General features: G+C 61.2%; 20 protein-coding genes. 9 read left to right on the top strand and 11 right to left on the bottom strand.

Annotation, left to right across the window (positions count from 1 at the left end):
* Positions 1–2: 2 nt before the first annotated feature.
* A complete protein-coding gene (ftsB, locus tag WFM45_RS20525) occupies positions 3–323 on the bottom strand; it encodes a cell division protein FtsB (RefSeq protein WP_016929043.1) in 321 nt (106 codons plus the stop codon).
* A 403-nt stretch (positions 324–726) separates the two neighbouring features.
* Here ftsB and WFM45_RS20520 point away from each other — a divergent pair, with 403 nt between their 5' ends.
* The 3 genes from WFM45_RS20520 to WFM45_RS20510 all read left to right on the top strand — a co-directional run bounded on the left by WFM45_RS20520 (position 727) and on the right by WFM45_RS20510 (position 3,037).
* Positions 727–1,497 carry a basic amino acid ABC transporter substrate-binding protein gene (locus WFM45_RS20520; RefSeq protein WP_033631812.1) on the top strand — a complete coding sequence of 257 codons (771 nt, stop codon included), beginning with the start codon at positions 727–729 and terminating at the stop codon, positions 1,495–1,497.
* A 114-nt stretch (positions 1,498–1,611) separates the two neighbouring features.
* Positions 1,612–2,331, top strand: a complete 720-nt coding sequence (locus tag WFM45_RS20515) for an amino acid ABC transporter permease (RefSeq protein ID WP_049188078.1) — start codon at positions 1,612–1,614, stop codon at positions 2,329–2,331.
* Positions 2,315–3,037 (top strand): amino acid ABC transporter ATP-binding protein, encoded by a 723-nt coding sequence (locus tag WFM45_RS20510; RefSeq protein WP_336957082.1) that lies wholly within the window; start codon positions 2,315–2,317, stop codon positions 3,035–3,037. The genes WFM45_RS20515 and WFM45_RS20510 overlap by 17 nt, the downstream gene beginning before the upstream one ends.
* Positions 3,038–3,089: 52 nt before the next feature.
* Here the strand turns inward: WFM45_RS20510 and WFM45_RS20505 are convergent, their stop codons facing one another.
* The 5 genes from WFM45_RS20505 to cysG all read right to left on the bottom strand — a co-directional run bounded on the left by WFM45_RS20505 (position 3,090) and on the right by cysG (position 7,930).
* On the bottom strand, positions 3,090–3,416 hold the full coding sequence (locus tag WFM45_RS20505; protein ID WP_004932611.1) for a DUF3561 family protein: 327 nt from the start codon (positions 3,414–3,416) through the stop codon (positions 3,090–3,092).
* 85 nt (positions 3,417–3,501) lie between these two features.
* Positions 3,502–4,191 carry an adenylyl-sulfate kinase gene (cysC, locus tag WFM45_RS20500; RefSeq protein ID WP_443005945.1) on the bottom strand — a complete coding sequence of 230 codons (690 nt, stop codon included), beginning with the start codon at positions 4,189–4,191 and terminating at the stop codon, positions 3,502–3,504.
* Positions 4,130–5,557, bottom strand: coding sequence for a sulfate adenylyltransferase subunit CysN (gene cysN / locus WFM45_RS20495; RefSeq protein ID WP_033631809.1), 1,428 nt, complete (start codon positions 5,555–5,557; stop codon positions 4,130–4,132). Before cysN ends, cysC begins: the two co-directional genes overlap by 62 nt.
* Positions 5,558–5,568: 11 nt before the next feature.
* Positions 5,569–6,477 (bottom strand): sulfate adenylyltransferase subunit CysD, encoded by a 909-nt coding sequence (gene cysD / locus WFM45_RS20490; protein ID WP_004932620.1) that lies wholly within the window; start codon positions 6,475–6,477, stop codon positions 5,569–5,571.
* A 22-nt stretch (positions 6,478–6,499) separates the two neighbouring features.
* Positions 6,500–7,930 (bottom strand): siroheme synthase CysG, encoded by a 1,431-nt coding sequence (gene cysG / locus WFM45_RS20485; RefSeq protein ID WP_166730589.1) that lies wholly within the window; start codon positions 7,928–7,930, stop codon positions 6,500–6,502.
* 261 nt (positions 7,931–8,191) lie between these two features.
* Here cysG and WFM45_RS20480 point away from each other — a divergent pair, with 261 nt between their 5' ends.
* Complete coding sequence (locus WFM45_RS20480; RefSeq protein ID WP_033633554.1) at positions 8,192–9,262, top strand: aminopeptidase; 1,071 nt, start codon at positions 8,192–8,194, stop codon at positions 9,260–9,262.
* Positions 9,263–9,317: 55 nt separating this feature from the next.
* On the opposite strand, the gene WFM45_RS20475 is transcribed toward WFM45_RS20480, so the two are convergent.
* From WFM45_RS20475 to cysJ, 3 genes are all read right to left on the bottom strand, one after another.
* Positions 9,318–10,052: a phosphoadenylyl-sulfate reductase gene (locus WFM45_RS20475; RefSeq protein ID WP_016929052.1), complete on the bottom strand. Its 735-nt coding sequence runs from the start codon at positions 10,050–10,052 to the stop codon at positions 9,318–9,320.
* Positions 10,053–10,113: 61 nt separating this feature from the next.
* Positions 10,114–11,829: an assimilatory sulfite reductase (NADPH) hemoprotein subunit gene (gene cysI / locus WFM45_RS20470; protein ID WP_021505320.1), complete on the bottom strand. Its 1,716-nt coding sequence runs from the start codon at positions 11,827–11,829 to the stop codon at positions 10,114–10,116.
* A complete protein-coding gene (cysJ, locus tag WFM45_RS20465) occupies positions 11,829–13,631 on the bottom strand; it encodes an NADPH-dependent assimilatory sulfite reductase flavoprotein subunit (protein WP_082997261.1) in 1,803 nt (600 codons plus the stop codon). The genes cysI and cysJ overlap by 1 nt, the downstream gene beginning before the upstream one ends.
* A gap of 436 nt (positions 13,632–14,067) precedes the next feature.
* Here cysJ and queD point away from each other — a divergent pair, with 436 nt between their 5' ends.
* Positions 14,068–14,427 (top strand): 6-carboxytetrahydropterin synthase QueD, encoded by a 360-nt coding sequence (gene queD, locus WFM45_RS20460; protein ID WP_336957076.1) that lies wholly within the window; start codon positions 14,068–14,070, stop codon positions 14,425–14,427.
* Positions 14,428–14,457: 30 nt separating this feature from the next.
* Here the strand turns inward: queD and queE are convergent, their stop codons facing one another.
* On the bottom strand, positions 14,458–15,129 hold the full coding sequence (gene queE, locus WFM45_RS20455; protein WP_033631806.1) for a 7-carboxy-7-deazaguanine synthase QueE: 672 nt from the start codon (positions 15,127–15,129) through the stop codon (positions 14,458–14,460).
* A gap of 327 nt (positions 15,130–15,456) precedes the next feature.
* On the opposite strand from queE, the gene WFM45_RS20450 reads away from it, so the two are divergent.
* The 4 genes from WFM45_RS20450 to WFM45_RS20435 all read left to right on the top strand — a co-directional run bounded on the left by WFM45_RS20450 (position 15,457) and on the right by WFM45_RS20435 (position 21,893).
* Positions 15,457–16,797, top strand: a complete 1,341-nt coding sequence (locus tag WFM45_RS20450) for an MFS transporter (protein ID WP_336957075.1) — start codon at positions 15,457–15,459, stop codon at positions 16,795–16,797.
* Positions 16,798–17,172: 375 nt separating this feature from the next.
* The gene (gene hutU, locus WFM45_RS20445) at positions 17,173–18,864 is read left to right on the top strand and encodes a urocanate hydratase (protein WP_336957072.1); all 1,692 of its coding nucleotides are present in this window, start codon (positions 17,173–17,175) and stop codon (positions 18,862–18,864) included.
* Positions 18,861–20,396 carry a histidine ammonia-lyase gene (gene hutH / locus WFM45_RS20440; RefSeq protein WP_015376676.1) on the top strand — a complete coding sequence of 512 codons (1,536 nt, stop codon included), beginning with the start codon at positions 18,861–18,863 and terminating at the stop codon, positions 20,394–20,396. Before hutU ends, hutH begins: the two co-directional genes overlap by 4 nt.
* A gap of 102 nt (positions 20,397–20,498) precedes the next feature.
* Complete coding sequence (locus tag WFM45_RS20435) at positions 20,499–21,893, top strand: amino acid permease (protein WP_015376675.1); 1,395 nt, start codon at positions 20,499–20,501, stop codon at positions 21,891–21,893.
* Positions 21,894–21,930: 37 nt separating this feature from the next.
* Here WFM45_RS20435 and WFM45_RS20430 read toward each other — a convergent pair whose 3' ends face one another.
* Complete coding sequence (locus tag WFM45_RS20430; protein ID WP_336957068.1) at positions 21,931–23,127, bottom strand: methionine gamma-lyase; 1,197 nt, start codon at positions 23,125–23,127, stop codon at positions 21,931–21,933.
* Between the last annotated feature and the right edge of the window lie 30 nt (positions 23,128–23,157).

The following is a 23,157-nucleotide window of genomic DNA, read 5'->3' as shown; positions in this document are numbered from 1 at the left end:
CGTTATTTTTGTGCGTTGTTTTGCGAAGAAGACGCCGCGTTGCGCCTGGATTGGTCAGGAACCAGACGATAGAAAGTCTCACCGGGCTTGATCATGCCCAGCTCATTACGCGCACGCTCTTCGATCGCTTCCTGTCCGCCGTTCAAATCATCGATTTCGGCAAACAGCTGATCGTTACGCGCTTTCAACTTGGCGTTGTTGCCCTGCTGGACCGCAACGTCTTCATTGACCCGCACGTAATCGTGAATACCATTTTTGCCCAGCCACAGTGAATACTGTAACCAACCGAGCAATGCCAGCAATAGCAGCGTAAGTTTTCCCATCTCCGCCCCCTGAAAAACCGACCAATCATCCCACAACTTCTCGTTGGACTCCACACTGAGAGCGGCATTTCAACGCCAAATTCAGAATACGGATGAAGGGTTCCCGTGTTTATCGCCTAATTCCGCTGCGAAAGCGGCAAAAAACGCCCCTTTGGCTCGGCGCACGCGCCGCGTTTTCCAATGAGACACACACTGCCCTACCTCCATTATGCAGCAAGAATCACTGCATCACCGCTTCCTGACACATCGCTTACGCCACAGCAAAGCAAAAAGTGAATATTTAACACCATAGAGAGAAGAATCGTCATGCAGCGGTTGCACTTTCATTCATTGAAGCTTATTTTTATGCACTCATAGTGCATAAATAATTCCAATATATAACCATTCATTATCGGGGATCGCGATGTTAAAACGTTTAGTTCTGATCGGCGCCTGCCTGGCCGCCACCTTCTCCATCGCCGCGTTGGCGGCTGAACCCACCTACGTCGTCGGCTCCGGCGGCACCTATCGGCCATTCGAATTTGAAAACAGCCAAAAGCAGCTGGAAGGCTTCGACATCGACATCATCAAGGCGGTGGCCAAGGCCGAAGGCTTCCAAATCAAACTGATCAATACGCCGTGGGAAGGGATCTTCGCCACGCTGAACTCCGGCGATCGCGATATCATCATTTCCGGCATCACCATCACCGATAAACGCAAGCAGATGGTTGATTTCTCTGCGCCTTACTTCCCGGCTGAGCAGGCTATCGTGGTGCCGCAAGACTCGAAGGTGGACTCCATCGCCGCGCTGAAAGCGCTGAAGGTCGGCGTAGTGAACTCCAGCACCGGCGACATCGTGGTGTCCGACGCGCTGGGCAAGAACAGCACCGCCATCAAGCGCTTCGACAATACCCCGCTGATGCTGCAGGAGCTGTATGAAGACGGCATCGGCGCGGCGGTCGGCGACGTCGGCGTGGCCAAGTTCTATATCAAGACCCACCCTGAGAAAGCCTTCAAGCTGGTGCCCGACGCCAAGTTCGAGCGCCAGTATTTCGGCATCGCCGTCGCCAAAGGCAACGATGAGCTGCGCAACAAGATCAACGCCGGCCTGAAGAAAATCGTCGCCGACGGCACCTACGCCAAGATCTACCAAACCTGGTTCGACAGCAACGTACCGACGCTGCCGGCGGAATAATCCCCAGTAGCCGGCGCCCGCAAGGGCGTCGGCGCACCACCGTTTCAGCCTACCAAGAAGGAATACCCCTTGAACTTCCGCTGGGAGATCATCCAGGAATACGCGCCGCTGTTTATGGAAGGCGCCTGGATGACCATCAAATGCACCATTATCTGCGTGCTGCTGGGCACCACCTGGGGCTTGCTCCTCGGGCTGGGCCGTTTGGCGCAGGCGCCGCACGGCATCTGGAAACCCATCCTGCATTACGGCGTTCAGTGGCCGGTGCGCATCTACATCAGCGCCTTTCGCGGCACGCCGCTGTTCGTGCAGATCATGGTGGTGCACTTCGCGCTGGTGCCGCTGTTCATCAACCCGCGTGACGGTCTGCTGGTCACCAGCGGCCTGATGAGCGTCGATTTCGCCCGTGCGCTGCGCGCCGACTACGGCGCCTTTCTCTCCTGCGTGGTGGCGATCACACTCAACGCCGGCGCCTATGTGTCGGAGATCTTCCGCGCCGGGATCCAGTCGATCGACCGCGGCCAGATGGAGGCATCGCGCTCGTTGGGCATGAGCTACGGCAAGACCATGCGCCAGGTGATCCTGCCGCAAGCCTTCCGGCGCATGCTGCCGCCGCTGGGCAACAACGCCATCGCCATCGTCAAGGATTCGTCGCTGGCCTCCGCCATCGGCCTGGCGGATCTGGCCTATGCCGCCCGTACCGTCTCCGGCGCCTACGCCACCTACTGGGAGCCCTACCTGACCATTTCGCTGGTCTATTGGGTCATCACCTTCCTGCTCTCGCTGCTGGTGCAGCACATGGAAAAGAGGTTCGGTAAAAGTGATTCGCGTACATAATCTGCAAAAACAGTTCGGCGAAAGCCACGTGCTGCGCGGCATTTCCTGCCGGATCGCCGCCAACGAAGTGGTGTGCGTCATCGGCCCTTCAGGCTCGGGGAAGAGCACCTTCCTGCGCTGCATCAATGCGCTGGAGACGCTCTCCGGCGGCGAGATCGAGGTCAACGGTTTCGCCGTCCACGATCAGAAAACCGACCTGAATAAGATGCGGGAAAGTGTGGGCATGGTGTTCCAGCGTTTCAATCTGTTCCCGCACATGACGGTGTTGGAAAATATCATCATGGCGCCGGTGAGCGTGAAGAAACAGCCGCGCGCCGAAGCCATCGCGCAAGCAGAACAGCTGCTGCTCAAGGTCGGCCTGCTCGACAAGATCGACGCCTATGCCAACAGCCTGTCCGGCGGCCAGCAGCAGCGGGTAGCGATCGCCCGCGCGCTGGCGATGGAGCCGAAGATCATGCTGTTCGATGAACCGACCTCCGCGCTCGATCCTGAGCTGGTGGGCGAAGTGTTGGCGGTGATGAAATCACTGGCCCACGAGGGCATGACCATGGTGGTGGTAACGCATGAGATGGGCTTTGCCCGCGAGGTGGCCGACCGGGTGCTGTTTATCGATCAGGGGATCATTCAGGAGGAGGGTGCGCCGCAGCAGATCTTCAGCCAGCCGGCCAATCCGCGCACTCAGGCGTTTCTGAGCAAAGTTTTGTAACCTTCGACACGGCTTTGCAATCCTTCGGGCGCCGGCATCGGCGCCCGCTCTCTCACCACCCGGTCAGGAAGCTGAACACCAGCCAGAACAGGCACAGCACGATCGCGCCGGTCAGCAGAAGCGTCAGGATCAGACGGCCGCGCAACAGCATGCTGAGGGTGATGCCGATCAGCACCGACAGCGGCATCAGCGCCAGGAAGAACGGCCAGGTATAGAGCAGGAAAAACAGCGTGTTGGAACCGTAAACCAGAAACGGCAACGCGAACGCCAGCCAGTAGAAAACAAAGCCGCTGACGCCGCCCAGGAAAGAATAAGAAGGCTCCTCTCTCTCCTGTTTTGACTGCTTGGAGTCGATCAAGATAGGCGTGACATTTTGCATAGTGATCCCTGGTTATTCGGCTCGCTCTGCGGCGGCTTAGAGTAAAAAGCGCATGGCGAAAAACGCCACACGCTTTTTTTTGAATTCAGGGTTTGATAATAGCCTGACCACGTAACACGTCTAACAATTGCGCAATCAAATTTGTTACCAATTGTTGGCCGTCGAGGTGGATTTCCGGCTGCTGCGGCGCCTCATAAACCGCGTCGATACCGGTGAAATTGCGCAGCTCGCCGGCGCGCGCTTTTTTATACAACCCTTTCGGATCGCGCGCCTCGCAGATCGCCAACGGCGTGTCGACGAACACCTCGATAAAGCGATCCTCGCCGAGCATCTCGCGCACCATTTGCCGCTCGGCGCAGTGCGGCGAAATGAATGCGGTCAGCACCACCAGCCCGGCATCCACCATCAGCTTGGCCACTTCCCCCACCCGGCGGATGTTCTCGCGCCGATCCTCGTCGGAAAAACCGAGATCGCGGCACAGGCCGTGGCGCACGTTATCGCCGTCCAGCAGATAGGTGCTGACGCCAAGCCCATGCAGCGCCTGCTCCAGCGCGCCGGCGACGGTGGATTTGCCCGAGCCGGACAGCCCGGTAAACCACAGTACCGCGCCGCGGTGGCCGTTGCGCGCTTCGCGATCCGCGCGCGTCACCGCGTGCGGATGCCAAACCACATTTTCGTCGTCCGGCCCGGTCGCCCTCAGTTCAGCGGCCATCTTATCGGCCACCGAGCAGATCGCGTGCGCCCCAATGCGGGAAGTGCTTGCGCACCAGCGCATTCAGCTCCAGCTCGAAGGCGCTGAATTCGCCGCGCGCCGCCGAGGCATCCTGCAGCGTTTCACGCACCAGACCGGCGCCAACCGTCACGTTGCTCATGCGATCGATGAAGATCAGCCCGCCGGTGTCGTGATTGCTCTGATAGCTGTCCAGCACCAGCGGTTCGTCGAAGGTCAGCTCCACCAACCCGATGCCGTTGAGCGGCAATGTGTCGGCCGGGTGTTGCGCCAGCGTGTTGATCTCCACCTGATGGCGAATGCTCTCCACGCGGGCGCGGGTCTTTTTGCCGGCGATCTTGATGTCGTAGCTCTGGCCCGGCACCAGCGGCTGCTCGGCCATCCATACCACGTCCACCCGCGCGCTCTGCGCCGCCTGCAGACTTTCTCCGGCGTCGACCAGCAAATCGCCGCGGCTGATGTCCACTTCATCTTTCAGCACCAGCGTAATCGCCTCGCCCGGCACCGCTTCTTGCAGATCGCCGTCGAAGGTCACGATGCGCGCCACGCTGGACTCCACGCCGGAAGGCAGCACTTTGACCCGTTGCCCCACCCGCACTACGCCGGCGGACAGCGTGCCGGCATAGCCGCGGAAATCGAGGTTCGGGCGGTTGACGTACTGCACCGGGAAGCGCAGCGGCTGGTTTTCTCGCTCGCTGATCACATCCACGCTCTCCAGCACTTCCAGCAGCGTCGGGCCGCTGTACCACGGCATATGGGCGCTTTCGCTCGCCACGTTGTCGCCGTCCAGCGCCGACAGCGGCACGAACTTGATGTCCAGATCGCCAGGCAGCTGCTGGGCGAAGGTCAGGTAATCCTGTTTGAACTGCTCGAACACCGCTTCCTGATAGTCCACCAGATCCATTTTGTTTACCGCAACCACCAGATGGCGAATGCCCAGCAGGGTCGCGATAAAGCTGTGGCGGCGAGTCTGATCCAACACCCCTTTGCGCGCGTCGATCAGCAGGATCGCCAGATCGCAGGTCGAGGCGCCGGTGGCCATGTTGCGGGTGTACTGCTCGTGCCCCGGGGTATCGGCGATGATAAATTTACGTTTTTCGGTCGAGAAATAGCGATAGGCCACGTCGATGGTGATGCCCTGCTCGCGCTCGGCCTGCAGGCCGTCCACCAGCAGCGCCAGATCGAGCTTTTCGCCCTGGGTGCCGATGCGTTTGCTGTCGCTGTGCAGCGTCGACAGCTGATCCTCGTAGATCTGGCGGGTATCGTGCAGCAGGCGGCCAATCAGGGTGCTTTTGCCGTCGTCGACGCTGCCGCAGGTCAGAAAGCGCAGCAGGCTCTTGTGCTGCTGCGCGTGCAGATAGGATTCGACGCCGCCCTGGTCAGCGATTTGTTGTGCAATTGCGTTGTTCATCCGGCGGCTCCTTAGAAATACCCTTGACGCTTTTTCAGCTCCATCGAGCCGGACTGATCGCGATCGATCATCCGCCCCTGGCGTTCACTGGTGGTGGAGACCAGCATCTCTTCGATGATCTCCGGCAGGGTTTGCGCCTGCGAATCCACCGCGCCGGTCAGCGGCCAGCACCCCAGAGTGCGGAAACGCACCATGCGCTGGCTGATCACTTCGCCCGGCTGCAGATCGATGCGATCGTCGTCCACCATCATCAACATGCCGTCGCGCTCCACCACCGGGCGCGGTTTCGCCAGGTACAGCGGCACGATGTCGATCTTTTCCAGGAAGATGTACTGCCAGATATCCAGCTCGGTCCAGTTCGACAGCGGGAAGACACGGATGCTCTCCCCTTTGTTGATCTGGCCGTTGTAGTTGTGCCACAGCTCCGGCCGCTGGTTTTTCGGATCCCAGCGGTGGAAGCGATCGCGGAACGAATAGATGCGCTCTTTGGCGCGCGATTTCTCCTCGTCGCGCCGCGCACCGCCGAAGGCGGCGTCGAAACCGTACTTGTTCAACGCCTGCTTCAGGCCCTCGGTCTTCATGATGTCAGTATGCTTGGCGCTGCCGTGCACGAACGGGTTGATGCCCATCGCCACCCCTTCCGGGTTTTTATGCACCAGCAGCTCGAAGCCGTACTCCTTCGCGGTGCGATCGCGGAATTCGTACATTTCGCGGAACTTCCAGCCGGTATCGACGTGCAGCAGCGGGAACGGCAGCGTGCCGGGGAAGAACGCCTTACGCGCCAAATGCAGCATCACGGAAGAGTCCTTGCCGATGGAATACAGCATTACCGGGTTGGCGAATTCAGCGGCGACTTCACGGATGATATGGATACTCTCCGCCTCCAATTGCCGCAAATGAGTGAGTCGTTTTTCGTCCATAACAGATCCTTAAAAGCCTTGCCTATGCCAAATTCACGACGGCCGGGCGCACGGCCCCTTCCGTCTGCGATTGATGCCCGAACCAGGCGATTTGATGGTGCAGTTCCACCACCTCGCCGATCACCAACAGCGCCGGCAACGGCGCCCGTTGGGCCAGGTGTTCCAATTGATCCAGCGTGCCGATCTGCACCTGCTGATCGGCGCGCGTGCCGCGGCTGATCACCGCCACCGGCGTCGCAGCGTCGCGGCCGTGGGCGATCAGGCGTTGGCTGATGTCCGCCGCCTTCATGGTGCCCATGTAGATAGCCAGCGTTTGCCGCGTCCGGGCCAGATCGGCCCAGTCCAGGCCATCGCCGTCCGGGCGGCAGTGGCCGGTGATAAAGGTCACGCTCTGCGCGTGATCGCGATGCGTCAGCGGAATGCCGGCGTAGGCAGTCGCCCCCGCGGCGGCCGTGACGCCCGGCACCACCTGGAACGGAATGCCGGCGGCGGCGGCCACCTGCAGCTCTTCGCCGCCGCGGCCGAAGATGAACGGATCGCCGCCCTTGAGGCGCACCACGCGTTTGCCCTGCTGCGCCAGCTCCACCAGCAGCCGGTTGGTCTCTTCCTGGATCACCGAGTGCGCGCCGGCGCGCTTGCCCACGCAGATGCGTTCGGCGTCGCGGCGCACCAGATCGAGGATCTCACCGCTGACCAAATGGTCATACAGCACCACGTCCGCCTGCTGCATCACCTGCAGCCCGCGCAGGGTCAACAGCCCCACGTCGCCCGGCCCGGCGCCCACCAGGGCGATCTCGCCCTGTGCGCCTTCATCGCCTGCGGCGAAGCGGTGTAAATCCTGCTCCAGCTGGCGTTCCGCCTGCGCCGTCTGGCCGTTGGCCACCAGCGTGGCGAAACGGCCGCCGAAGGTTTTCTCCCAGAAACGGCGACGTTCGCCGATCGAAGCCAACCGCTGTTTGACCTGGCCGCGCCAGCGGCCCGCGACCTGCGCCATCTGCCCCAAACTGGCGGGCAATAACGCCTCCAGCTTTTCGCGCAGCAGTCGCGCCAGCACCGGCGCCTGGCCGCTGGACGACACCGCCACCACCAGCGGCGAGCGATCGATGATCGACGGGAAGATGAACGAGCAGCGCGGCTGATCGTCCACCACGTTGGCTAACACCCGGCGTTTATCCGCCTCGGCGAACACCGCGGCGTTCAGCGCGTTGTCGTCCGTGGCGGCGATCGCCAGAAACACGTCGTCCAACTGCTGCGGATCAAAGGTTTTCCCCAGCCAGAGCACCCGCCCTTGCTGACGTTGTTGTTCCAGTTCCGGTGAGAGCGACTGCGCAACTATCCGTATTTCAGCCCCGGCGCGCTGAAGCAAGGAGACTTTACGCGCCGCCACGTCACCACCGCCAACGACCAGCACCGGGCGTTGTTTCAGGTCGGCGAATATTGGTAGATAGTCCACAACAGCCTTTTCATATAACAGAAAGATAGTGTGACTATACGGGCTGAGATTTAGCCTCTGAAATGACGAAAAGGAATGATTAGTTCCTTTATGGAATATAGGCCGCAACGCAGGAGGCAAACGGTAATACTCACGGCGGCGGTTTGCGCGTTCGCGCGAAAATTAAGAGACAGGGAAATTGTGTAATGCCGCCCGGCGTCTCATACTGGGTGCCGAAGAAAAATGATCGGCAGCGCCGATAGCAAAGAAGGATTTTTCGGTATGTTTTCCCGTTTTTACCTGAAGACCAGCCTGCTGGCCCTCGCACTCGGCGGCGTCTTCAGCGTTTGTGCCGCACAGCCCGTAAAAGACGCGCCAATGGGCCGTTTCGCCGCCGAACAGACCCGCCACATCGCCACTTACTTCCCCGGCCGCATGGCGGGCAGCCCGGCTGAATTGCTCACCGCCGACTATCTGAAGCAGCAATTCAGCAAGATGGGTTACCAAAGCGACATTCGCAGCGTCAATACGCGCTATCTCTACACCAGCAAAGACGGCAAGAAGAACTGGAACAACGTCACCGCCAGCTCGGTGATCGCCGCCCGCAACGGCGACAGCCCAAAACAGATCGTGGTCGTCGCCCACTTCGACACCTATACGCCGCAGAGCGACGAGGATCTGGATAACAACCTCGGCGGCTTGACGCTGCAGGGCGTCGACGACAACGCCTCCGGCATCGGTGTGATGCTGGAACTGGCGGAACGCCTGAAGAACATCCCCACCGCCTACGGCCTGCGCTTCGTCGCCACCAGCGCCGAAGAGATCGGTTCACTGGGGGCGCAGAACTACCTGCAACGCATGAGCGCGGAAGAGAAAAGCAACACCGTGCTGGTGATCAACCTCGACAGCCTGATCACCGGCGATCGTCTGTATTTCAACGCCGGGCGCAACACGCCGCCGCAAATGGCGAAGCGTTCCCGCGATCGCGCGCTGGATATCGCCCACCGCTACGGCATCGCCGCCGCCACCAACCCAGGCAACGCGCAGCATCCGCAAGGCACCGGCTGCTGTTCCGATCAAGAGGTGTTCGACGCCGCAGGCATCCCGGTATTGTCAGTGGAGGCCACCAACTGGTCGCTGGGCGACAAAGATGGCTACCAGCAGCGCGCCGTCAGCCCGCACTTCCCGCAGGGCATCACCTGGCATCGTCCGCAGTATGACAATCTGCAATATCTGGATCGCTACCTGCCGGGGCGGATCGACAAACGCAGCCGCGACAGCGTGCAGATCCTGCTGCCGCTGATCAAAGAGCTGGCGCAGGCGCACCCGCCGAAAGCACAGAAGAAAAAGTAGCCCGCAAAAAAACAGGGCCCAGCATTGCTGAGCCCTGTCATGTCAATCACGCCGTTTAGCCTTCGTGTAGGCCACACTCGCGCTTCAGGCCGAAGAAACGCGTCTCTTCCTCGCTCATGCCCGGCTCCCACTTCTGGGTGGTGTGTGTATCGCCTACCGACAGGTAGCCCTGCTCCCACAGCGGGTGATAACTCAGCCCGTGTTCGGTCAGATACTGGTAAATCTTGCGGTTGTCCCAGTCGATGATCGGCAGGATCTTGAACACCCCACGCTGCACCGCCAGTACCGGCAGATTGGCGCGGCTGCCGGACTGCTCGCGCCGCAGGCCGGCGAACCAGCTCTGCGCGCCCAGCGTCTCCAGCGCGCGGTTCATCGGCTCGACCTTGTTGATCTGGTTGTATTTTTCAATCCCTTCCACGCCCTGCTCCCACAGCTTGCCATAGCGCGCCTCCTGCCAGGCGGGAGACTGCTCCGCGCGGAACACCTGCAGATTCAGCTTCAGCTGGTCGGTCAGTTGATCGATAAAGCGATAGGTTTCCGGGAACAGATAACCGGTGTCGGTCAGGATCACCGGGATATCCGGCCGGATGCGCGTCACCAGGTGCAGGCATACCGCCGCCTGAATGCCGAAACTGGACGAGAGTACGAACTCGCCGGGCAGATGCTCCAGCGCCCATGCGACGCGCTGTTCGGCGCTGAGGGTCTCCAGTTGGCCGTTGACCACCGCCAATGCCAGCGCCTGCCCGGATTTGGGCAACGCGTTCAGCGCCGCCAGATCGAATTCAGCCATGTTGTCTCTCCTGATACTTGAAATTTTCTGTGCGGCCCCTCTGCCCAGGGGCCGCCCGGCCTCACTCCCAGAAATCTCGCGCCGGATCCAGCACCGGTTTGACGACGCCCGCGCGCACGGTGAAGTCACCGAAACCTTCGCCGGCGTTGCGCTCCTTCGCCCAGCGTCCCACCAGCAGATCGATCTCGCTCAGGATCTCATCTTCGTTGATGTTCTCGCGGTACATGCGCGGAATGCGCGTGCCTTCGCGGTTGCCGCCCAAATGCAGGTTATAGCGGCCGACCGCCTTGCCCACCAGCCCCAGCTCCGCCAGCAGCGCGCGGCCACAGCCGTTCGGGCAGCCGGTGATGCGCAGCACGATATGCTCGTCGCCCACCCCATGCCGATGCATAATCCCTTCCACCTTGGTGACAAACTGCGGCAGGAAGCGCTCGGCCTCCGCCATCGCCAGCGGGCAGGTCGGGAACGATACGCAGGCCATCGAGTTCTTCCGTTGCTCGCTGATCTGGTCGTCGATCAGGCCATGATCGCGCGCCAAGGCTTCGATCTTCGCCTTCTCGCTTTCCGGCACGCCGGCGATGATCACGTTTTGGTTCGCCGTCAGACGGAAGTCGCCTTTATGGATCTTGGCGATCTCCGCCATGCCGGTCTTCAGCGGGCGCCCCGGATAGTCCAGCAGGCGGCCGTTCTCGATAAACAGCGTCAGGTGCCACTGATCGTCTATGCCCTTCACCCAACCGATGCGATCGCCGCGGCCGGTGAATTCATACGGCCGGATCGGCGCGAAGGTGATGCCGGCGCGCTTTTCCACTTCGGCGCGGAAAACGTCCACGCCGACGCGCTCCAGCGTGTATTTGGTCTTGGCGTTCTTGCGGTCGGTGCGGTTGCCCCAGTCGCGCTGTGTGGTCACCACCGCTTCCGCCACCGCCAGCGTATGCTCGAGCGGAATGTAGCCGAACTCGCTGGCCTGACGCGCGTAGGTTTTCTTGTTGCCGTGCTCAATGGACAGCCCGCCGCCCACCAGCAGGTTGAAGCCCACCAGCTTGCCGTTTTCGGCGATCGCCACAAAGTTCATGTCGTTGGCGTGCAGATCGACGTCGTTCTGCGGCGGGATCACCACCGTGGTTTTGAATTTGCGCGGCAGGTAGGTCGGCCCCAGAATCGGCTCTTCGTCGGTGGTGGCCACCTTCTCCTGATCCAGCCACACCTCTGCGTAGGCGCGGGTGCGCGGCAGCAGGTGTTCGGAGATCTTCTTCGCCCACTCGTAGGCTTCCTGATGCAGCTCGGACTCCACCGGATTGGAGGTGCACAGCACGTTGCGGTTCACGTCGTTGGCGGTCGCCAGCGCGTCCAGCCCCAGGCGGTTCAGCAGCTGGTGCACCGGTTTGACGTTGCCTTTCAGAATGCCGTGAAACTGGAACGTTTGGCGGTTGGTGATGCGAATGCTGCCGTACAGCGTGCTCTCCTGGGCGAACTTGTCGATGCCCAGCCACTGCTGCGGGCTGATGATGCCACCCGGCAGGCGACAGCGCAGCATCATGGCGTGGCGCGGCTCCAGCTTCTGCTCGGCGCGTTCGGCGCGAATGTCGCGGTCATCCTGCTGGTACATGCCGTGAAAACGGATCAGCAGGAAGTTGTCGCCGTTGAAGCCGCCGGTCAGGCCGTCGTTCAAATCTTCGGCGATGGTGCCACGCAAGAAGTTGCTTTCCTTCTTCATGCGCTCCGCATCGGCCAGTTTGCCTTCGACTACCAAAGGCCCGGGGTGTTTATCACTCATCAGTAAACATCTCGCTGATAACGGCGCTCAAGGCGCAGCTCACTTAAAAATTCATCCGCCTGCTCGGTATCCATGCCACCGTGCTCGGCCACCAGTTCCAGTAATGTGTTTTCCACGTCTTTCGCCATGCGATTGGCATCGCCGCAGACGTAAATGTGCGCGCCTTCCTGAATCCAGCGCCACACTTCCGCGCCCTGTTCGCGCAGTTTGTCTTGTACATATATTTTATGTTGCTGGTCACGGGACCAGGCCAGATCGATGCGGGTCAGCAGGCCGTCTTTCACATAGCGCTGCCATTCGACCTGATACAGGAAATCTTCGGTAAAGTGCGGGTTGCCGAAGAACAGCCAGTTTTTGCCGCCGGCACCGTCGGCGTCGCGCTGCTGCATAAAGGCGCGGAACGGCGCGATGCCGGTGCCCGGGCCGATCATGATCACCGGCGTTTCCGGGTTGGCCGGCAGGCGGAAGTTATCGTTGTGTTCGATAAACACCCGCACGTCGCCGTCTTCCTCCAGGCGATCCGCCAGGAAGCCGGAGGCGCCGCCGCTGCGGGCGCGCCCGTCGATGTCGTAACGCACCACGCCCACGGTGATGTGGACTTCGCTTTCGTTCTCCGCCTGTGAGGAGGCGATGGAGTACAGGCGCGGCGTCAGCGGGCGCAGCAGGCCGACCAGCTGTTCGGCGCTCAAGTCCGCCGGCGCCTGGCGCACCATGTCGACGATCGGCGTGTTGTGCGCGTAATGCTGCAGCGCGGCTTTATCCGCCAGCAGGCCGATCAGCGTTTCGTCGCGCGACAGCGCGGCGTATTTATCGACGATCGGCGTGGTGTTCTGCGTCAGCTCGAAATGGCTGCGCAGCGCTTGCGCCAGCGGCAGGGTCTGCCCTTCCACCTCGACCGGCTCGTCGCCTTTCAGCCACAACAGCTGCACCAGTTCGTCCACCAGCGCAGGATCGTTGTCGAACCATACGCCGAGCGCATCGCCCGGCTGATAGCGCAGGCCGGAGTCACCCAGATCGATCTCGATATGGCGCACGTCTTTATCCGACGCGCGGCCGGTAATTTTCTGCTTGACCGCCAGTTGGGCGGTGAGCGGCTGTTCCTTGCTGTACGGGCTGCTGTCGATCAGATCGACCGCGCCGCTGGCCAGCACGCCCGGCGCGGCGCTTTCCGCCGGCGCGCGCGCCTTCAGCACCGACACCACCTGTTTGCGCCAGGCGGCGGCCAGTTCCTGGTACTCCACGTCGGCGTCCACGCGCTCCACCAGGCGCTCGGCGCCCAGCTCGGCCAGCTTGCCGTCGAAATCCTTGCCAGACTGGCAGAAATTCTCATAAGAGGTGTCGCCCAGCCCGAACACCGCAAAAGCGGTATCATTCAGCTTCGGCGCCTTTTTCGAGAACAGGAATTTATGCAGCGCCACCGCTTCTTCCGCCGGCTCGCCTTCTCCTTGCGTGGAGGCGACGATCACCAACAGGCGCTCTTGAGCTATCTGCTTGAACTTGTAGTCGCCGGCGCTGATCAGCGTGGCGCTCAGATTGGCGGCCAGCAGATCGTCGCGCAGCTGCTCCGCCAGGCGGCGCGCATTGCCGGTCTGCGAAGCGGAAATGATGGTGATGCCGGCGGCAGCCGCAGGGGCAACAGGCGCAATGGCCACGGCTCCGGGCTGTTGATTGACCATGCCCCAAAAATAACCGGACAGCCACGCCAGCTGCGTCGGCGAATAGTCGCCGATCGTCGCCTGCAAGCGTGCCAGCTGTTCGGGCGTCAGCGGGAGCAAAGATGTTGGAGGAGCCTGAGTCGTCATTGCTGTACTTATTTCCTATACTTAGCGCCTTTCCTGCCAGGCGCGCGCCAGTGTCAGTCGCTGTCTCTTCGCTGCGTCGGGCGTGCGGAAAAGATCAGGAGAGTTTGTAAGGTTACCGAGCAGAATAGCAACGATTAAATAAGGGATAGCAATAAATCATAACCAAAATGACTAAGCTGTTTTTCTGGTAAGGGATAACGCTTAAACCGTTAAACAAAGTTTTTTATCCAGATGAAATTAAAGCGCTTTTTTTCATCGTTTTTTCACCGTTCAACATTTCGGCTCATAACCCCAGCCGATAGGTGCCGCAAACACCAAACAAAAAAAGTGTTAAACGGGCGCGTTGGCCGTGGCGGTAGACCATAACGGTATAAATGGCAAGCAGACGCGCTTTCCGGTACTATGCGGCGGTTTTTGAGTCAATGAGGCCGTAATAATGGCAACCACGCTGTTTAAAGATTTTCAGTTTGAAGCCGCACACCGCTTGCCGCACGTGCCGGAGGGCCATAAATGCGGCCGTCTGCATGGGCATTCGTTTATGGTGCGTCTGGAAGTGACCGGTGAAGTGGATCCCCACACCGGTTGGGTGATGGATTTCGCCGAGCTCAAGGCTGTGTTTTCCCCGATCTGGGAACGGCTGGATCACCATTATCTGAACGATATTCCAGGATTGGAAAATCCCACCAGCGAAGTGCTCTCCGCCTGGATTTGGCAGCAGCTCAAGCCCCAGCTGCCGGAATTGACGGCGGTGATGGTGAAAGAGACCTGTACGGCGGGATGCGTATATAAAGGTTAAAAGAAAGGGCGCCGCAATGGCGCCCTGATTTTAGGCGATGTTCAGATACTTGTGGGTCTGCATCGACAGCCGCCAATTGCGCGCGATACAGGTTTCAATACACAGACGGGTCGCCTCTTCTTTCTGGCTGATCGGCTGCAGTGCGATAATGCGCGCCTTGTCATCCTGCAACGTCGCCAGCAGCGCATCCAGTGCCTCGATGTCGCGCTCGCGCGCCACCGGATGCTTCACCTCGTCGGCGCGCCGCAGCGCCTGATCCAACACCTTCATGCCGCCGCGCATATTCACCTTGGGCGAAACCGTCACCCAGGTGTTGGCGGAACAGCGAATTTCGTGGGTGCCGCTGGTCTCAATCTGGCAACGGTAGCCGTGCTGTTCGAACAGCTCGGTCAGCGGCACCAGATCGTAGATGCAGGGTTCGCCGCCGGTGATCACCACATGACGCGCGGTGTAGCCTTGCTGACGCATCACCGCCAGCAGCTGCTCGGCGCTGGCATTGCCCCAGGCGTCGCTCTCTTCTGTTTTGACCAGGATCCGTTGCAGGTCTACTTCCCGATGGGCTTCCTTTTCCCAGGTATGTTTGGTGTCGCACCAGCTGCACCCTACCGGGCAGCCCTGCAGGCGGATGAAAATGGCCGGCACGCCGGTGAAAAAGCCTTCGCCTTGCAAGGTTTGGAACATCTCGTTGATCGGGTACTGCATCGGTTTCTCAATCTGGAAAAGTAAAAAACGATTATCGCAGATTCCGGCTCGGCGACCAAACGGCCAAAATTGTATTAAATTTTTTCCTCCGCGCCGCCGCCAGCATATCTCACCGCCAATGGCGTTCATTTAATTTGTTAACCGGTCTTAGGCCTTTCATCCGCGGTGCAACCTGCTCCACAGAAAACAACACGCAGTTAACAAATAAGATAATTATATTTGACATAAAGCGCCGACGCGCAGATGTATATACAAGCAAACACAAGCCGAGCATCAGTTTCGGCCACGTACTATTCATCACGACTACATCTGCGTTTAGAGGGTGCCATGACTCATTCCACCAGCGAGTTAAACATTCAACAGGCCATCGACAACAGCAAGTTTTCGCTGTTTCACTGGACACTGATCATTCTCGGATTCCTGATCCTCGCCATCGACGGTTTCGATACCGCCGCCATGGGCTATATCGCCCCCTCGGTCGCCAAAGACTGGGGCATCGTCAAACAGGATCTGGGGCCGGTGCTGAGCGCCGCGCTGCTGGGGCTGTCGCTCGGCGCGCTGATCGCCGGGCCAATCTCCGACCGCATCGGCCGCAAGCGCGTGCTGGTGTTTTCCTGCCTGTTCTTCGGCCTGTCAAGCCTGGCCACCGCCTACGCCGGCTCGCTCAATAGCCTGACGCTGTGGCGTTTCCTCACCGGCCTCGGGCTGGGAGCGGCGATGCCCAACGCTATCACGCTGATCTCCGAATACGCGCCGCAGCGCTGCCGTTCGCTGGCGATCAATACCATGTATTGCGGCTTTCCGCTGGGCGCGGCCGGCGGCGGCGCCATTTCATCGTGGCTGATCCCGAGCTACGGCTGGCACAGCGTGCTGTTGCTCGGCGCCATTGCGCCGCTGGCGTTGACGGTGTTGCTGATCCTGCTGCTGCCGGAATCGGTCAAATATATGGTCAACCGCGGGCAGGATGCGGCGAAGATCAAACGCATCGCGCAACGCTTCGTCAGCCAGAGCCTCGACGGCGTGACGCGTTTCTACCTGTATGAAGAGAAGCTGACGCAGGCCAAGACCAGCGTCGGGCTGCTGTTCAGTCGCCCTTACCTGCTCGGCACGCTGATGCTGTGGGTGACCTACTTCATGGGGCTGGTGATCTACTACGTGTTGCTGAGCTGGATGCCGATCCTGATGCAGGGCTTGGGCTATCAGCTGGAGCAATCGGCGATGCTCACCTCGCTGTTCACCTTCGGCGGCACGCTGGGCATCCTGGTGGCCGGCTGGCTGATGGACCGCTGGAATGCGCACAAAGTGGTCTCGAGCGGCTTTGTCGTCACCGCCCTGCTGATCGTGGCGATGGCCACCGAAGACAAACAGATCGTGCTGCTGGGCGCCTTCATCTTCCTGATGGGCGTCACCATGAACGGTGCGCAGTCCGGGCTGCAAACGCTGGCGGCCACCTTCTACCCGACCCACAGCCGCGCCACCGGCATCGCCTGGATGCAGGGCATCGGCCGCTTCGGCGGCGTCGCCGGCACCATGATGGGCGCCCAACTGCTGGCGATGCAGTGGGAAGTGCAGAGCATCCTGATGTTCCTGTGCGTACCGGCGCTGATCGCCGCCATCGCCACGGTGTGCAAGATGAGCCGCAAGCCGATGCTGCAACCGGCCGCCTGAGCCTGGCAAGCCCGCCCACGGCGGGCTTTCTTGCCGCGGTGATAGGGCTTGTTTATCCTCCGCCGCCAACTGTAATCAGTCTGTAAAAATATTGTGACTAGCCGCCCAAAAATGAGTCAACTTTAATTCATTTTTGCCGAACAGCTCACTTTTCTCCGGCTTTTCGCACATGAAACCGGCGATAAAAAATCGCATATCAACCTGATATAAAAAGAAAATAACTTTTTCTTATGCCACTTTTCAGCGGCAACTGGTCAGTGTTGCATATGCTTGTACATACAAGTATATGTTAATAAGCCCTACGCATTGTTATGCCGTGGTACTCATCCCCACCGCGGCATGGAATCTGCACCGATACTGTTTGAGGAAACTGCTGTGACTACAAATAACAAAGTTCGCAATGTCGATGTACGCGCGCCACGCGGCACACAATTAAACGCAAAAAGCTGGCTGACCGAAGCGCCGTTACGCATGCTGATGAACAACCTCGATCCTGAAGTTGCGGAGAACCCACATGAGCTGGTGGTGTACGGCGGCATCGGCCGCGCCGCGCGCGACTGGGATTGTTACGACAAGATCGTCGAAACCCTGAAAACGCTGGAAGAAGACGAAACCCTGCTGGTGCAGTCCGGCAAGCCGGTCGGCGTATTCAAAACCCACAGCAACGCGCCGCGCGTGCTGATCGCCAACTCCAACCTGGTGCCGCACTGGGCGACCTGGGAACACTTCAACGAACTGGACGCCAAAGGCCTGGCCATGTACGGCCAGATGACCGCCGGCAGCTGGATCTACATCGGCAGCCAGGGCATCGTTCAGGGCACCTATGAGACCTTCGTCGAAGCGGGCCGCCAGCACTACGACGGCAGCCTGCAGGGGCGCTGGGTGCTGACCGCCGGTCTGGGCGGCATGGGTGGCGCGCAGCCACTGGCCGCCACGCTGGCGGGCGCCTGCTCGCTGAACATCGAATGTCAGCAGAGCCGCATCGATTTCCGTCTGAAAACCCGCTACGTCGATGAGCAGGCCAAAGATCTGGACGACGCGCTGGCCCGCATCAAAAAATACACCGCCGAAGGCAAAGCCATCTCCATCGCCCTGTGCGGCAACGCGGCGGAAATCCTGCCTGAGCTGGTGCGCCGCGGCGTGCGCCCGGACATGGTCACCGACCAGACCAGCGCCCACGATCCGCTGAACGGCTACCTGCCGAAGGGCTGGAGCTGGGAAGAGTATCGCCAGCGCGCCCAGACCGAGCCAGCCAAGGTGGTCGCCGCCGCCAAGCAGTCGATGGCCGATCACGTCAAAGCCATGCTGGCGTTCCAGCAGATGGGCGTGCCGACCTTCGACTACGGCAACAACATTCGCCAGATGGCGAAAGAAACCGGCGTCGACAACGCCTTCGACTTCCCAGGCTTCGTGCCGGCCTACATCCGTCCGCTGTTCTGCCGCGGCATCGGGCCGTTCCGCTGGGCGGCCCTGTCCGGCGATCCGCAGGACATCTACAAAACCGACGCCATGGTGAAAGAGCTGATCCCGGATGACGAACACCTGCACCGCTGGCTGGACATGGCGCACGAGCGCATCAGCTTCCAGGGCCTGCCGGCGCGCATCTGCTGGGTTGGCCTCGGCCAGCGCGCCAAGCTGGGCCTGGCGTTCAACGAGATGGTTCGCCGCGGCGAACTGTCCGCCCCGATCGTCATCGGCCGCGACCACCTGGATTCCGGCTCCGTTTCCAGCCCGAACCGTGAAACCGAAGCGATGAAAGACGGCTCAGATGCGGTCTCCGACTGGCCGCTGCTGAACGCCCTGCTGAACACCGCCAGCGGCGCCACCTGGGTTTCCCTGCACCACGGCGGCGGCGTCGGCATGGGCTTCTCCCAACACTCCGGCATGGTGATCGTCTGCGACGGCACCGATGAGGCCGCCGAGCGCATCGCCCGCGTGCTGCACAATGACCCGGCTACCGGGGTCATGCGTCACGCCGACGCCGGCTACGATATCGCTATCGACTGCGCCCGCGAGCAAGGCCTGAACCTGCCGATGGTTGCCGCCACCCAAGGAGAAAAAGCATGAAAGCGCTGACTATTCGCCCAGGCAAACTGACGCTGGCCCAACTGCGCGACGTCTATCAACATCCGGTGACGCTGACGCTGGACGACAACGCCTACGGCCCTATCCAGCAGAGCGTGGCCTGCGTAGAGCGCATCGTTGAAGAAAACCGCACCACATACGGCATCAACACCGGGTTTGGCCTGCTGGCTTCGACGCGCATCGCCCGCGACGATTTGGAAAATCTGCAGCGCTCGATCGTGCTGTCACACGCCGCCGGCGTGGGCGAGCCGACCGACGACAATCTGGTGCGCCTGATCATGGTGCTGAAGATCAACAGCCTGTCGCGCGGCTTCTCCGGCATTCGCCTGGAAGTTATCCAGGCGCTGATCGCGCTGGTCAACGCCGAAGTCTATCCGCATATTCCGCTGAAAGGCTCCGTCGGCGCCTCCGGCGACCTGGCGCCGCTGGCACACATGAGCCTGGTGCTGCTGGGCGAAGGTAAGGCACGCCATCAGGGCCAATGGCTGCCGGCGACCGAAGCGCTGGCCAAAGCCGGCCTGAAACCGCTGACGCTGGCGGCGAAAGAGGGCCTGGCATTGCTGAACGGCACTCAGGTCTCCGCCGCCTTCGCGCTGCGCGGCCTGTTCGATGCCGAAGATCTGTTCGCGGCCGCGACCGTGGCGGGCAGCCTGACGGTGGAAGCGGCGCTGGGCTCCCGCAGCCCGTTCGATGCGCGTATCCACGAGGTGCGCGGCCAGCGCGGCCAGATCGACGCCGCCCTCGCCTACCGCCACCTGCTCGGCGCGCGCAGCGAAGTCTCCGACTCGCACCGCAACTGTGAAAAAGTGCAGGATCCTTACTCCCTGCGCTGCCAGCCGCAGGTCATGGGCGCCTGCCTGACGCAGATCCGTCAGGCCGCCGAGGTGCTGGAGATTGAAGCCAACGCCGTCTCCGATAACCCGTTGGTGTTCGCCGAACAGGGCGACGTGCTGTCCGGCGGCAACTTCCACGCCGAACCGGTGGCGATGGCCGCCGATAACCTGGCGCTGGCATTCGCCGAAATCGGTTCGCTGTCCGAGCGCCGCATCTCGCTGATGATGGACAAACACATGTCGCAGCTGCCACCGTTCCTGGTGGAGAACGGCGGTGTGAACTCCGGCTTCATGATCGCTCAGGTCACCGCCGCAGCGCTGGCCAGCGAAAACAAAGCGCTGGCGCATCCATCAAGCGTCGACAGCATTCCGACCTCCGCCAACCAGGAGGACCACGTTTCCATGGCGCCGGCCGCCGGCCGCCGCCTGTGGAACATGGCGGACAACGTGCGCGGCATTCTGGCGGTCGAGTGGCTGGCCGCCTGCCAGGGCCTGGATTTCCGCAACGGCCTGAAGACCTCGGAAGGTCTGGAGCAGGCGCGCCGTCTGCTGCGCGAGCATGTCAGTTTCTACGACAAGGATCGTTTCTTCGCCCCCGACATTGAAGCCGCCAGCCAACTCTTGGCGGCCGGTCACCTGACATCGCTGCTGCCTGCGGCGCTGCTGCCTAGCCAGGCATAATCATCACATACTGAATCACGCAGTTTGTTCTGCCCCGCCGGGTGCGTTCCACCCGGTGCGGGCAGCGCGTGCCTGTTCGGCAAACACTTAACGGGAAGCAACATGCGTAACGAAACGACACAACTCAGACGCGGACTAAACGCGCGGCATATCCGTTTCATGGCTCTCGGCTCGGCGATCGGCACCGGCCTGTTCTACGGCTCCGCCGGCGCCATCCAGCTGGCCGGCCCGGCGGTGCTACTGGCCTACCTGGTGGGCGGCGCGGCGGTATTCATGGTGATGCGCGCGCTGGGCGAAATGGCGGTGCACCAGCCGGTTTCCGGCTCGTTCGGCCACTACGCCAGCCACTATCTCGGCCCGCTGGCCGGGTTCCTTACCGGCTGGACCTACACCTTTGAAATGGTGATCGTCGCCCTGGCGGACGTCACTGCCTTCGGCATCTATATGGGGCTGTGGTTCCCGGACGTCGCCCAGTGGGTTTGGGTGCTCAGCATAATCCTGTTTATCGGCGCGCTCAACCTGTGCAGCGTCAAGGTTTTCGGCGAGCTGGAGTTCTGGCTGTCGCTGGTCAAGGTCGCCGCCATCGTGGCGATGATCGTCGGCGGCGCGGCGGTAATGCTGTTCGGTTTCGGACAAGCCCAGCACGCCACCGGCATCAGCAACCTGTGGCAGCACGGCGGCTTTATGCCTAACGGCATCGGCGGCGTGGTCGCGTCATTAGCGGTGGTGATGTTCGCCTTCGGCGGCATCGAGATCATCGGCATCACCGCCAGCGAGGCGAAAGACCCCGCCAAAGTGCTGCCGAAGGCGATCAACGCCGTGCCGGTGCGCATCCTGCTGTTTTATGTGCTGACGCTGACGGTGCTGATGGCGATCTATCCGTGGAACAGCATCGGCCAGAACGGCAGCCCGTTCGTTGAGATCTTCAGCAACCTCGGCATCAGCTCCGCCGCCAACGTGCTGAACGTGGTGGTGATCACCGCGGCCATTTCGGCCATCAACAGCGACATCTTCGGCGCCGGCCGCATGATGTACGGCATGGCGCAGGACGGCCAGGCGCCGCGCAGCTTCACCAAACTGACCGCCAGCGGCGTGCCGTGGATGACGGTGCTGGTGATGTCGGTCGCCCTGCTGCTGGCGGTGGTGCTCAACTACCTGATCCCGGAGAAGGTCTTCATGATCATCGCCTCAATCGCTACCTTCGCCACCGTCTGGGTGTGGCTGATGATCCTGCTGTCGCAGATCGTCATGCGCCGCACGCTGTCGCCGGAGGAAACCCGTCAGTTGAGTTTCCCGGTGCCGTGGTGGCCGGTGGCGCCGGCATTGGCGACCGCCTTTATGGCGTTCGTCATCGGCCTACTCGGCTACTTCGAAGAGAGCCGCATCGCCCTGTATGTCGGGCTGGTGTGGATCGCGTTCCTCACCGCGGCTTACTGGCTGTGGGTGCGCAAAAAAGGCGGCGGTTCGCCGGTGACCACAGCGACGCAACAGATGTAACGCTCGCTTCGGCCAAAACCCGCTGCGGCGGGTTTTTTTATTGCGCCTGCGCCAGCGCCTGCAGGATATCCGCCTGCAGATCGTCAAACGCCTCCAGCCCGGCGGACAGCCGCACCAGCCCCTCGCTGATGTGGTGCCGTTTCCGCTCTTCAGGCGTGTAGGCCGAGTGCGTCATGCTGGCCGGGTGTTGCGCCAGGCTTTCGCAATCGCCCAGGCTGACCGCGCGCAAGATGAGCTGCAGCGCATTGAGGAAGCGAATGCCTGCACACAGGCCACCCCGCAGCTCAAACGCCAGCATGCCGCCGGGGCGCGCCATTTGCCGCTGCGCCAACGCATGCTGAGGGAAGTTCGCCAGGCCGGGGTAATATACCCGCTCGACCGCCGGATGCTCCGTCAGCATCTCCGCCAGGCGCTGCGCATTATCGCAATGACGATCCATGCGCAGCGGCAAAGTTTTCATCCCACGCAGCACCAGCGCGGCATCCTGCGCCGACAGTACCGCCCCATTCATGTCCTTTAGCCCCTCCAGACGGATCGCCTCGGCCAAGGCCTGACGCGTCACCGCGATCCCGGCCAGGAGATCGCCGTGCCCGCCGAGGTACTTGGTCGCCGAGTGCACCACGATATCGGCGCCTAGCGCCAAAGGCCGCTGCAGATAGGGCGTACAGTAGGTGTTGTCCACCAGCAACAGCGCCTGATGCCGATGGGCAATCTCCGCCACGGCGGCGATATCGATCAAACGCATATTGGGATTGGCCGGCGTTTCGCAATACACCAGGCGGGTACGCGGTCCAATGGCCGCCGCCAACCGCTCCGGCCGGGTCAGATCAACGTGGGTTATCTTGACGCCAAAGCGCGCCAGACCATGATGAAAGTAGCTGAAGGTGCAACCATAGACGGTTTCGTCGACAATCAGCTCATCACCCGGTCTGAGCAGCGTCCAACAACACGCGGTGATCGCCCCCATACCGGAAGCGAACGCCACCGCAGCTTCCCCTTCCTCCAGGTTGGCGATGCGTTGCTCGAGCAGGTTTAACGTCGGGTTGGAGATACGCGAATAAAAGTACCCCGGCTCGGTGCCGGCAAAGCAGGCGCCGCCGTATTCCGCCGTGGGAAAAGCAAACGTAGAGCTCATAAACACCGGCGGAGACAGTGCCCCCTGATACCGCTGAGGATCGTAGCCGTAATGAATAGCCCGGGTGGCAAAGTCGTGGCCAACTGCTGTAGCGGACATAACACAACTCCTTACCTGAGTGGGTGAAGC

It is taken from the genome of Serratia sp. KG1D (genome assembly GCF_037150675.1).
GTDB lineage: Bacteria > Pseudomonadota > Gammaproteobacteria > Enterobacterales > Enterobacteriaceae > Serratia > Serratia nematodiphila.
Note: the sequence above shows the minus strand (reverse complement) of the source record. Positions and strands in the feature narration are given on the sequence as shown.